We start from the raw sequence: 13,092 nt of genomic DNA, 5'->3' as shown, positions 1-13,092 counted from the left end.
CTTGCTCGCCGCGCTCATTCAGGAAGAGGCGACACCCGTCGTAGGGTATGACGGATATGTGCGCCAAACGGGCACGCTGCATCTTCTGCCCTACAGCTTGGACTTCGGCGTAGGAAATTCCAAGTCGCTCTGCGATCGTGCCATACTGCCATGCTTTGCCTCTCGCGAAGAGAGCGATCACACCGCGCTCCGTTGGCGACATGGACAGAGCCAAGTCGGCAGCCTCTTCGTCCGATAGTGGCGGCGGAGCGCTCACGGCCGTTTAGACCTTTCCGCGAAAGCGGTTCTTCCTGTGCCAATCCATGCGCTCCTGGGCGGCCTCGACGAGAACCAATGGTCGGGCTTCCTCTACACGGAGTTCGGCGCGGGCGGTGCGGCTGAGCTCGCGCGCGGCGAGGATCTGGCCGGTACTGTCGAACGTGATGAGGCCGGTGTCGAACGCTGCATCCCAAAGCGAGGAGAGCAACAGGCCATTGTGGACATTTAGGCGCTCTTCGTCGTTTGGGCAGTCGGCCCAGCGAATGATATGTGAAGCCCTCAAAAGTTCGGGATCCGTGATCCCGGTCATCGGACAGGTGCCGCGCCAATAGGTCATCAAGGCGTCGCGGAAGATGTCCTGGCCCACACGCTGCCGGATTAGTGCGTCGCGTTCGGTGGCCCCGACCTTGGCCAGTTCGTCCTTGAACCGCTCGAGGGGAAGCGTGGGGAGCGACAAAGCCAACTCATAGGCCCGGCGCACACCTTCATAGAGTGCATCGCGCGTCGCGAACGCGAAACCTGCCACGTGGCCGCGGGCACAGGGCTCCGCCTTATCCGCTTCCAGCTCCCTGGCAACGCCGCTGTGCTGGACGGAAAGGAACCATGGCCCCTCGATTCCCATGCTGGCGAGCGCGATCTCGCCAGGGGCGCTGGCGGACTGCCAGAACTGCCAGCCGTTGGATTCCCCCATGGCCACGCGATAGCCCTGTCCGTTGGCAGCGCCTTGTAGCTCGCTGCTGACGGCGAACGGGACGGTGATTGCACGAAGGGCCGTCGACACGGTCACTTCTGGCGATACCCTTCCTTACGGACGCGCATGCCCTGCCGGATGAGCTCGTCATAGGCGGCAAGAACCAGGCGCCGGGTGCGGTATTCGCCATACTTGGCGGTCTCGTTCTTCTGCAGCACCCGGAAAGTCTCGCTCGGATAGTCGGTCCCCATCACTTCCTTCGGGTCGAGCACGTAACGAAGCTCGTCGCGGTCGAGACCATAGGCAAGCGAATACCAAGCATCGAGCTCGGCGCGCAGGTCGGCGCGGCGATTCTCGTCCCAGGCGAAGGGTCCGCCGTTATAGCCGAGGTCGCGAGCGAAGGGGGCCATGGCATGACTCGTGTAGGTTAGTTCCAGCACACGCGGGACGATGAAGGCCAGGTCGGCTTCGGTGTAGGCGGTGGGCGAAACGAAGGGGAGCTGTTTGGCAATGAATTGCGCCAAAGTCAGATAGGAAACCTTCGTTCGGCAGATGTAATCCAAGACAAGCGCATTTGCGTTAGCAAGTAGTGCGGCGCGATATTGCGGGTCAGTAGTCGAAAACAATAATATAGTTTTATGACCTACACCAGAGAAAGGGAAAGCTGTCATAACCATAGTTCGGGTGGTTGTGGCGGTCGTAGCCTCGCCATATCCAACTAAGTAGTTCTCACTCGCCTTTCGGGCGCGGGCTTCTTGCAGATCAACCCAATAGAATGGCTCAATCTCGTGAGAGGGATCAGCTGACTGCTCTAAAGTTAACTCGGGCAACACCCGGTTGCCCCGCTCGTCTCCTCGGCTCGAATAATCTGAATAGCGGTGGTTGAACTGATCGAACATCTTTGACTCATAGAGAGGCACGTAGCGTTCGATGCCGCGCTGCCCCGCTCCTCCACCGGTAAGTTCGAGATGATTGGCATCGCGGCCGCCGGCGAGGTCCAGCGAAGACTGACGCGGCTTACTGGTCGCCGCTGAGCCGGCCGCCTCGATCTCGCCCTTCACCCAGTCGGTCCCGTCACGGACGAATCCAGCAGCTGCCAATTGCGCGGCCGTGCGGAACAGCCCGCTGTCGCTGGTCATGTTGAAGAGACCCTGACGGAACTCGACGTTCCAGGGATTGCCGTCCTTCACTCCCTCTTCGATCAGGACGGGCACGCGGCCATAGATCGCAGCCGTCAGCTCGGCATCGCGCTGCGAGCGGAAGACGGGGGCCGTCTTGGTATTCGGGTTGATCCGCGCGATCTGCTCGGGCGACAGCTTGAAGCGGCGGCGCGCATCCTCCAGTTGCGACGGATCGGTGAGAAAGAAGGCGAAGTCGGCCTCGCGCACGCCGCTGCCGATGGTGAGCAGACAGAACTTGAAGCTCCGGTGGACGCCTGGGAACAACGGTGCGCTGTTCTCGAAGTCCGTCAGGCCGGCAAGGCGCTGCGTGCTGACCAGATGGCCGAAGAACGGCGCCGTGGTGGCATCGGTGGCGATGCCGGTGGGCACGATGACGCCAGCGCTTCCGCCCTCGCGAGTGAGATTGAGGAAGTGCTCGGCAAACAGGGCGTAGGTATTGACCTTGCCCCGTGCCGTCAGATCGAACCTGCCGCCGGCCCGCGCGAACTCGTTGGCGCTTTCGAACGCGCGCTTGTCTCGCTCATAAGCCGCAAACAGGGCAGGATCGGAGTCGGCGAGGTTCGCGATCGCCTTCTTGCGCTGCGCGCCCTTCATCGCCGCGATGTCGGGATCACGACTGGCGAAATACTCTTCCTCGCCGAGCTGCATGACCTCCCACGGCGGGTTGCCGAGAACGGCGTCGAAACCGCCGCGACCGATCATGACCTCGGGGAACGCCAGCGGCCAGTGAAGCACGGAGGCATCGTTCGCCGTCCTGACTGCGGCGTCGATCAGGTCGGCGTTCACCGGCTTGCCGGATAGGACCTGCCGCACGGTCGCGGTGGTCGGCACCAGCGGTCGTGCGAACACGCCGCCGTTATCGACCTTCGGCAGCAGGAACGCCGCCATCTGCAGATCGCACGCACGCTGTGTGGCGGCGCGCTTGGGGTCGACGACCCAGGCCGCAAACCTGGCACGCTTGGCCTCTACCTCCGCAACCGTGTCCTCGGGGAGATCGCGGAGGTGGCCGACGTCGGCGGCCATCTTCCTGGGCGGCATGACGGCTGCCCCGCCGCTCGCCCAGTCGAACGCGCCCTGTCCGTCGCGCTCGGCCTTGTTCTGCTTGCGCAGGTCGGCGGCGACCTTCTTGTCATCTCCGCTAAGCTGCTTGAACGCCTCGTCGGAAATGCCTTGCTCGATCGCCTTCAGGTCGAAGATGCCGAGAAGGCTGTCGCCACAGACGATGTTGGCGTCGAGGAACCCCAGAGGCTTGCCCGGGGTCACCGTCTCGATCCACAGCGCCACCTTGGCGAGTTCGAGCGCCATGGCGTTACGGTCGACGCCGTGGATGCAGCTGCGCACCACGTCGCGCATGGCGGCCTGATAGTCGGGTGCGTCGATGTTGCGCGCCTGCGCCACCCGGTTCGCCATGCGGCGCGCGGCGCCGAGCAGGAAGTGGCCCGAGCCGCAGGCCGGGTCGATCACCTTCAGCTTGAGGATCGCCTCCGCGCCACCATCGCGCTCGGCTCGGTCGAGCACCGGGTTGAGCGCGCTGTCGAGCAGCGTCTGCACCAGTGAGTCCGGGGTGTAGTAACTGCCGCTGGTCTTGCGCGCGTTGCCTTTGGTCTCGACGCCGCCAGCAAACACGAAGGTGCGTCCGCCATTCTCACGGAACGGCACGAGTTCGAGCAGGCTCTCGTAGACGCTGCCCAGTTCCTCGGTCGCCATGTCGCGCCAGTTGATCCGGGAGCGGCTCTTGTCGACGAACCAGGCGAGGCGGAACACGGCCTCGAGGAAGGCGCGGTTCGACAGCTTCGCCGCGTTGAGGTCCGGCGTCTGGTCGGCGCGGAATAAGCCACCGAGCGCCGGGAGACCGAGCGGCTTGGTGCCGTCCTCGAGCGCGGAGAAGACGATGTTGATCGTCTCCCAGTTGTCGAAATGGTGGTCGTAGGCGAGCTTCCGCGTCGCGCGGTCGCGCCAATGATTGAAACCGTAGTTGTCGGCATAGAGGCCGCGCACGTCCGCCTTCGTGTCGGGCGCATGGAGAAGGTTGCGGTCCTCGGCGACGGCGAGGAAGATCAGGCGATAGACGGTGCGCAGTATCTGGTTAAACCAGTCCTGCATCGAGAGGTCGCCGCTATCGAGCTTGGCGCGCAGGTTTTCGTCGGCATCGAGGAAACCCTGCGCGAGGATGCCGAGGGCCTCCTCGACGTTGCCGCGCAGGTGGGCGCGCACTTCGGTGCCAGCCTGTTCGCCGGCATCGCGCCAGCGTTCAAGCGCGCACTCCGACGGAGCGGCATCTTCGGCGCCAAAGCGTGAGGCGTGGATCAGGAGCCAGAGTGCCGTGAAGTCGGCATACATCTCGTCGCGGAATATCGCGCCGAGGTCCGCCTCGATGTAGGCCGGGCGGGTGAAGCTGGCGTTGTCGCGCATCAGGCGCACGCGGTCGCCGGCAAAGACGAGGCCCCAGTAGAAGTTGGGATTAGCGTTGAGCCAGTCCTGCAGCAGCACGGCGGGACTGCGCTTCGCGCGCGAGCCGACCGAACCGTCACCGAACTCAGGCAGCGCCTTGCCGAAGGCGTCTACCGTCTTGTCGGGCGCGGCGACCACGATCGGCACGCGGCCGCCCTTGGCCTCCCAGGCGATGCGGTAGCGATGACCGCCGTGTTCGTGATCGACGGGACCGGTCAGGCGATCGAAGCCGAAGACCTCTTCGAGCATCGAACGCGCGAACGCGGCGGTCTGCTGGACGGTCGGGCTTTCGAGCTGGTCGTATCCGCGCCAGGTTGCGCGACCGACGTTGAACAGCCCTGAGATCTTTTCGCGAAGGTCGGTGCCCTTGAGACTGCCATAGTCGATGGCGAGCTTGTCGTCGGGCGTCTGACGCGCGATGCGCAGGACTTCGGCCGGCGCGATCAGGCTGCCTTCGATATGGACGGCGGCGAGGCCGATGTCCGCAGCGCGCTTGTTGGCGACCATTACGCCATCTCCGGGATGAGGACGTAGAGCCCGATCACGTCGGCCGGGATCGCGGCCTTAACCTCGGTGGTCGCGCCGCCGCGCGCCGCGGACGTCAAGCGCTCGTGATCCTCGCTGAGAACCTCGGCGCGCTGCCGGGCGAACGTGGCGATCGCGTCGTCATAAGAGTCGAGCCGCGCCAGCGCCTGCTCGATGCGCCGCCGAATGGCGCCTTCTTCGATGTTGGAAGCGGCTTCGGCTTCGAGCAGCGCCAGTGCGTCGTGCCCGGTCAGAATCGGGGTGGTCCCGACCCCTTCAAAGACGAGGCCGGTTGCCTCCTCCGCCAGCAGCGTGCGGTTGGCGCGGCGGCTTGTGGTCATGGTGAAGCGCAGACGCAGCAGCAGGATCGTGGTCATCTGTGTGACGTCCCTGCTCTTCCAGGCGCCACACCGGCCGAGCGGTCGCCCGTCTTTCACCGACAGGGGGTCGAGAGCGCCCTCGGCGAGGCTTTCGGCGAGCGTCGCGACGAGCGGGTGCACGCGGCCGACGTGCATGACAGCGGGAGCCGGATCGTCGAGGAATCCGATCCGGCGCGATCCCGTGAGGTTTCGGGCATGCAGCTTCTCCGCCATCGCTTCGGGGAGCTGGTCGAAGACGACGGTCGGTGTCGCGGTGCGGGCAAGGTTCTGGCCAACGCGCTGCAGGGCGCGGCGGGTGAAGCGCTCGACTTCCTGTTCGCCGCCCTGAAGAGCACGCATGGCCTTCCATTCGGGAATGACGTCCGCCGGCCTGAGCGTGCCCTGCGCGTAACGGGCGCGGCTCTTGCGGGCGTTCTCCTCGGCGTCGCGCCACTGGCGGTCGACGGCGTCGGTCGAACCGAACAGGTCGAGCATGCCTTGCGCCCGGCCTCCTTTGGACCGCAGCATCATGGCGCGCATGAGCGCGGTCGAGACGCTGGTGGAATCCTCGGGGATCGGCACGGTAACGCCGGTCGCCTTGCGGATCGCTTCTGCCTTGCGGGTAATGACGTCGAGGACGGCACCGTCGATCATGCTGTTCTCGCCATACATCATGACCGTCCACACCGAGGCCGATGGCTGGCCGAAGCGGTTCACGCGGCCCTCGCGCTGCTGGTGGCGCGTCGGGTTCCAGCTAAGGTCGTAGTGAACCACGGCGTCGAACAGCGCCTGGAGGTTGATGCCTTCGGACAGACAGTCGGTGGCGACGAGGATGCGCTTCTCGTCGGGGTTCATCGCCTCGATGCGGGTGCGGCGGTCTTCCTGCGTGAGTTCGCCCGTGATGACCTCGACGCGGTGGCCCTTGAACTTGCCCGCGAGGGCGGCGCCCACCGCCTTGGCCGTGGCGATGTAGCGGCAGAAGACGATGGGCGATGCCGACTTGTCGTTGATCAGCTCGCTGAGCGTCGTCACCAGCGCCTTGTATTTCGGGTCCTGCGTGAACTTGTCCGCGAGCCGCGCCGCGGCGTCGATCAGCGCCTCAAGTTCGCGGCGTTCGTCCTCGGCAACGCCGGTGCCCGGTTCGATGTCGCTGTCGGTGAGCAGCCCGTCCTCCTCGTCGAAGACGGCAGCCTGAATCTCCTTTTCCTCACCGAGGCCGGCGAGGCGGTTGGTCAGTGCCTGGTGGGCCGCCGCCGGGGACGAGCCGATGCAGCGCATGAGCGCAAGCGTGCTCCAGAATGCCATCCGGCGCTTCTGCGCATTGTCGCCGGCGCTCTCGGTCAGGCCGACGCAATAGTCGAGAACGTCCTCCTGGAACGTCGCCCAGTCGCCGGTGAGCGTGAACGTGCGCTCGTCCTCGAAATGCTTCGGGAAGGCTTTGGCGGCCTGCCATTCGTCCTCCTCGACGTCGGCGCGGCGCCGCTGCACGAAATGCTGCTGAAGCCGATAGGCGTAGCGTTCGCGTGCGTTGCGATCACCGCCATCGGGGCCGAGCGCGAAGTCAGGGTGGATGAGGCCGAGCAGCCGGTCGTAGGCGTCCTCGTCGCCCGAGTGCGGCGTCGCCGTCAGGAACAGCATGTGCCGTTCCTCGTCGGCGGCGAGGCGCTGGAGCAGTTCGTAGCGCTGATGCTTGCTCTTGCCCTGGTCGCCGCCGACGCAGCTGTGCGCCTCGTCGACGATGACGAGAGCCGGACAGGCGCGGGCGAACTCGTCCCGCCGGTTGTCGGCCTTGATGTAGTCGAGGCTGACGATGGTATAGGGATAGGCTTCGAACAGGCTCTGCGATGCCGGCAGGCCGCGTTCGAGCGATCGCGAATTGGAGGCGGTCACCTCGACCGCATCGAGGTCGAACTTGGTCGCTAGCTCCTCGCGCCATTGCGAGACGAGGTGCGGCGGACAGATCACGGCGAAGCGGTCGATCTGCCCACGATCGAACATCTCGCGCATGATCATGCCGGCTTCGATCGTCTTGCCGATGCCGACATCGTCGGCGATCAGCAGGCGTTTGACGTCGAGCTTGAGCGCCATGAGGAGCGGCACGAGCTGATAGGCGCGGGGCTCGACGCCGAGCTGGGCCGCGCTTCGGAACGGACCGGCCCCGCGCCGCATCGCCAGGCGCACGGCGTCGGCGAGCAGTCGGGCGCCGTCCTGGTTGTCGATGGCGTCCGCGCGCGGCGGCGCAAAGGTCGACGCCCGGACCGGTGAGCGTTCCAGGGCCGGGATCAGCGAGATGACGTCCGCCTCGGCGCCGGACAGCGGGCGCAGGCGCATCGTCGAGGCCATCTGGGACGGCAGCACGACCCATTCCCGTCCCCGCGCGGTGACCAGCGTTCCCGGCCGGTAGTCTATCGCTTCCATAGTCACTTTCCGAAATATCGCGCGAGGTCGGCGGGAATGGTCGTCGGCGGATCCGTCGGCAGATCGAGCACGTCGATCCCGCGGGAGGTGCATGACGCGGTCAGGGTGGCGGGCGCGCCGCCCGGCACGGCGAGCAGCAGCTGGCCCGGCCAGTAGAGGTCGTGGCTCTGACCATCGACCATCGTCGTCGTCGGCACGGGCAACTCCCAGTCGCTCAGGCGGTTGATCCACGGTCCGTTGCTTGCAGCTGGCGCATTGGAGGAGTGAGCAGACTTTACCGTTTCGGCTCCCACCATCGACAAAAGGAACTCGATGACCTTCGGATTTGTCCTGTCCAGATCCTCGTGATCCGGCTGGTTGAAGTAGGACATCAGGCATCGGTAGCAGGCCTCGACGCACGGCTTGTCGCCTTCGACGAGCGCACCCTTGTCGTCGAACTTGTAATGCATGAGTTCGAGCGCGGTGCGTGCCAGCGACTGCCAGCGTCCGGGTGTGTTCATCAGACGGCTGAGGACGCCGGCACCGCCTTCGGTCGCTTCATAGAGCAACAGGGCACGGCGATCGTCCCTGTTGGGCATCGGCTCGCCGAGCATCTCACCCTCTTCCAGCGACTCGCTGATCTCGATCGCACGCACGAGGGCGTGCTGGAGCGTCGCCATATCGTGCAGCTCGAAACCGAGGGAACGGTCGGGGATGAGCAAAAGCGAGTTCTTGTGGTCCTCGACCACGGGCACGATGCGCTGCTGGCGAGACTTGCCCGGATCGGCACCCGTTCCGTCATCGTTGTTCTTGTCGGCAAGCCAGCGGCCCGAAAGGGGATCGATGACGAAGCCGCAGATCGCCTTTTCGGCGCGGCGCTTGAGCCCTTTGTTGAGGCGGGTGATCTTGGCGCGGCGTCCGAAGGAGAACATCGCGAGCGATGCGCCGTCATGCTCCAGCTGGATGGTCTGGACGCTGCCGGGACCGCCGGTCCAAGCGAATACGGTCTGGATCTCAAATCCACGACGCTGGCGATCCTCGTCATTGGCCGTGATGCGGGCCGTGGGATACGTCTCGACGTTCTCGATACGGAAAACGGAGTCGAGGCGCTCGGCTTCGCCCAGAGAACTTCCACAAGCCTGACAGCGCTCGGCGATCGCGGAGGTCTCGGCCGCACCGCACTGGCCGCACAGCAGAAGAGTGTCCGTGGCCAGGCTGCCGTCGTCGCTCCGGCGTCCCGCCGGCAGTTTTGCCTTGATGATGCGGAATGCGCGCCCCTCGTGATAGACGAGACTATTAGGACCGAATTCCGAGATGGCTAGAAAGCGCGGCCGCTGGAGCACCGCCGTGCCGCGCATGGCCGGAATGAAGGCGTAGAGCGGCAGCCTGGGGAAGTTGTATCCCGGAAGGAAGCCCTCGGTGGCGAGGTAGCGATAGGTGTAGAAATCGGAGCCGTTGGTTGCACGACCATGCACCAGCATCTCAAGCTCGTCGGCCGCCAGCTTGTAGCGGTTAGCGGCAGCCTTCCGCTCGCCGGGCGCGACATTGGTCTTGTTGCGGACCTGGTCGGCATCCGCCTGCTCACGCAGCGCACCGCGATACAAATCGCGCCACCGCTCGAACGTCGTGTCAAAGTCTTGGCTGGCGGTAGCGATGACCGTCTCGATCAGCGTGTCCAAATCCGCGAGATCCGGGAACGCGTCGAGTTCCACATATGGCGTGACGGTTTCAAGGATGGCCCTGAGATCACGGGGTAGCTGGGTGTCCTGCTTGACCTGCTCGAAGGCGTGCAGATGGGCTTCCGCAACCGGGAAGCCATCGGTGTTGTCCATGTCGAGGTTCTGCGGGATCGACGCGGAGAGCGGCGCCCGAGCGGTCGCCAGCCATTCCGCATGGATGTGGCTGGCGATGAGGTCGCGGTTCGCCAGATCGAGGGCGGGAGGCTTCACCTGACCCGCGACAAGCTGCTTGCGGTCGTTGAAGTAATATTGGTCGTGCGGCGACTGCGCGGCACAGTAGGTTACAACGAGCGCGGCCTGACCGCTTCTTCCCGCGCGACCCGCGCGCTGTGCGTAGTTGGCAGGCGTCGGGGGCGCGTTGCGCAGATACACGGTGCTCAGCGCGCTGATGTCGACACCCAGCTCCATCGTCGGCGAGCAGAACATCATCGGAAGGAAGCTGTCCGGCTCCTCCTTGTCCTTCATCAGCTCCTTGTTGCCGGCGATGCGTTTACGATCAGCCTCAGCGAAGCGGAAGCGGTCTTCGCGCCACTGCCTGACATCGTTCTCGACCTGGGCGGTGTGCTCGCGCGCCTCGAACGCGAACGCGAGCGCCCCTTGGTCGCCGAGGGACTTGGAGACCGACGTGTAGAGATCACGGAAGAAGGCATTGGCCTTCACATCCCCACCAGAAGGAGCCGCGATGTGTAGACGCAGCGCAGCGGGAGCGAGGCGCCAGGCGTCGCCGCCACCGATGGGGACCTTGCGCAGAATCTCATGAGCTTCGGCCGCTTTGACTAGCGTCTCGATGAAGCCGGCATAGTTCTTCCGTTTGGGGGCGCTCGCTCCCCAGAGTCGGGAATGACACAGTGCCTTGCCGATCGCCGACATGTAGCCGCCGCGGGTGATTGCATCGTTTTCGGCGTTCGAGATCGTCTCACGCTTCGGCGCATCGATCATCAGAACGCCGGCGGTCCGCAGGCGGTCTGCTTCCGAAGTTTCAATGTTCCAGGGGAAGCGAAGGCTTTGCTGCGCTTCCTGTGCGACCTGGCCGATCAGCTGCTTCTCGAGAGCCTCGGTCGATACTGCCAGCCCCTTGCGCATGGCGTCGAACAGGATTTTAAACAGCTCCTTGCGGGTCTCGACCGACGCTTTCGTGAGGAAGTCATCGCGAGCGAAAAGATCATGGTCCTTCGCAAGTTCATCGAGACCGGGGAAGCGAACCTCAATTAGCTTGAGATCTTCGAGGTTCGGATTGGTGAAGCGCCAGCCACGGCGGAGATCGCTCCACACGCGATGGGCCAGCACCTTGGTGACCGCATGCTCCGCCTGCTCGAACGCGATCAGGCCACGGGCATCCGGATTGGCCATCCATTCTGCCAGACGCTCCTTGTTGTCGCGTGAGAATCCGAGCGCCTGGCGGACGGCATCCCCGAACCGCTGATGCTCAAGTCCGCGATCGCCGGCGTCAGTGACGGCCTTTAGCAGGCCCGCGCGCAGCAGCGTGACGAAGATGAAATCGTTGAAGTGCCCAGCCTGCAGCGCCGCATCCTGACGATTGTCGGTGAAGCCGAGCAGCTTGCGCTGGTATTCGCCCAGTGAGCTATCTTCATGCATCGCCGACAGCAATGCGGCGGTGATGAGGGTCGTGGCCGAGCTACGCCCCTCGGCCGAAAGGCTGGCGAGCTTGTTTCGCTCACGCGCCTGCGACGACGGGATGTTCTTGCAGTTGGCGCAGAAGCGATGAGCGCCCGCGAAGAACCACGCCTCGATCCCCGCCTCGTCGGTCTGACCGTCGGGTCCGATCTTCAGAAGCGAGCCCTCCTGCTTGCCGCGGTAGGCGGACTTTAGGCGCGGCGACGGCGATGCAAGATCGAGCCAGTCCTCCGGATAGTCCTCTGGATCCCCCGAGAAATGAAGGCCAGCCCCTACGACAGGCACGATGTATCCATGCATAGTGCCGTCGTCCTCGATGGCGTCCTTGGGCAGGTCGTCGATGTCACGCGGCACGACCGCGCCATTTGGGAGCATGGTCACGGGATGATGCTCTTGCCCGCACTCACGGCAGAAATAGGTCGGGAACAGGCGCGCCTCGGAGTCGTCCGGATGGTATTTGTCGCCCGTGATGGACACGAGGCGCCCAGGCGCTGGACGCAGGGTTGCGTATGCCGTGCCCGCGCCTGAGATAAAGCGGTGCAGCTTAAAGGTCAGGAACGACCTATCTCCCGTGCCGCCACGCTCGTCTTCCGGCAGGCCGATGACGGCCAGCATCTTGACGAGCCTGTCCCTGCACAGTTTCTCATCCAGCTTGGTGTCCGAGGCCAGCAGCTTGGTTGCGTCCGTTACTGTGATGGGCGGACGACGGCGGCACTTCAGGCCTTCCTCCAGCCCAATGCGCGTCTCGATCCAGATCGCAAGCGGGTTATCGACCAAATTATGGTCGGTCAGATGATCCGGAACATCCTGCTGTAGAAAGCCGGCCAGCTCCGCACCGAGGCCGTCTGCGGTGCGAGCCGGATTGGTCGCACGCTCGAAGTCTTCGTTGATGATATCGTGCTCGCTGACTGGAACGCCAAACAGCCGGCTGCCGACATCGGCGACCGCGCGGTTGCGCTCGCCGTCATCATCGGCCGACGACATGGTCGCGGAAGTGCCGATGCAGATAAGGCTGCCCTCGGTGGTCAGGCGCTGGCGGACGCGGCGCACGAGCATCGCGACATCGGCACCCTGGCGACCACGATACGTATGGAGTTCGTCCAGAGCGAGGAAGCGAAGGCCCTTCGCGTTTGCCATCATGGCCTGATCGATATCGTCCTGCCTGGTCATGAGCAGTTCGAGCATCATGAAGTTGGTCAGGATGATGTCAGGATTCTCGCTGACGATCTGCTGGCGGCGAGCGTCCTTCTCCTGTCCGGTGAACCGCGCGAACGTCGGCTTCAAGTTATCGGGCAGATCGCAATCGCGGATGTAGCTCTGCAGCTCCTCGAGCTGGCTATTCGCGAGCGCGTTCATCGGGTAGATGATGATGGCCTTCGTCCCGCGCGCGGCACCCGCGCGACGACCCCGAACGATTTCGTCGATGATGGGGATGAAAAAGCACAGCGACTTCCCCGAACCCGTGCCGCTGGTCACGACATAGCTCTGGCCGGTCTTCGCTTTGGCGACGGCCTGCGCCTGGTGTCGATACAGGCGAATCGGCTCGCGCGGATCACCCTTGGCAAAAATAGTCGCGAGCGCGGGATCGAGATCGCCGCTCGCGACCAGATCGGTCACCTTCGGGCCCGAAAGATAGCGCGGATTAATGCCGAGCAGCGGCTCGGGCCAGAATACGCCATCTTCATAGATCTTTGACACCTGAGCAAGCAGATCAGGTGCACGAATATTCGCGAACGAACGAGAAAAGGATTCATAGGTTGCGATTACCTCTTTATCCAAATCGAAGACGTTCATTGCATTCCCCCAGTAATCACGCTGCAAAAGTGCGGACGATGTCGAAGCACTTCAATGGAAAT

At 64.2% G+C, this 13,092-nt stretch carries 4 protein-coding genes; all 4 read right to left on the bottom strand.

Annotated elements, in window-relative coordinates; all coding sequences use genetic code 11:
• Nucleotides 1-262: 262 nt before the first annotated feature.
• The 4 genes from B7L05_RS15610 to B7L05_RS15595 are packed head-to-tail and all read right to left on the bottom strand — an operon-like array spanning nt 263 to nt 13,030.
• Nucleotides 263-1,045: an HNH endonuclease gene (locus B7L05_RS15610; protein WP_085811221.1), complete on the bottom strand. Its 783-nt coding sequence runs from the start codon at nt 1,043-1,045 to the stop codon at nt 263-265.
• Complete coding sequence (locus B7L05_RS15605; RefSeq protein WP_085811220.1) at nt 1,042-5,088, bottom strand: N-6 DNA methylase; 4,047 nt, start codon at nt 5,086-5,088, stop codon at nt 1,042-1,044. Before B7L05_RS15605 ends, B7L05_RS15610 begins: the two co-directional genes overlap by 4 nt.
• Nucleotides 5,088-7,976 carry a DEAD/DEAH box helicase gene (locus B7L05_RS15600; RefSeq protein ID WP_256926797.1) on the bottom strand — a complete coding sequence of 963 codons (2,889 nt, stop codon included), beginning with the start codon at nt 7,974-7,976 and terminating at the stop codon, nt 5,088-5,090. Before B7L05_RS15600 ends, B7L05_RS15605 begins: the two co-directional genes overlap by 1 nt.
• Nucleotides 7,886-13,030 (bottom strand): DEAD/DEAH box helicase, encoded by a 5,145-nt coding sequence (locus B7L05_RS15595; protein WP_085811218.1) that lies wholly within the window; start codon nt 13,028-13,030, stop codon nt 7,886-7,888. The genes B7L05_RS15600 and B7L05_RS15595 overlap by 91 nt, the downstream gene beginning before the upstream one ends.
• Nucleotides 13,031-13,092: the final 62 nt, after the last annotated feature.

Origin of the sequence: Sphingomonas sp. TZW2008 (genome assembly GCF_002117915.1) — a bacterium.
Taxonomy (GTDB): domain Bacteria; phylum Pseudomonadota; class Alphaproteobacteria; order Sphingomonadales; family Sphingomonadaceae; genus Sphingomonas.
The sequence above is the reverse complement of the archived record's forward strand: the minus strand, read 5'-3'. Positions and strand labels throughout refer to the sequence as shown.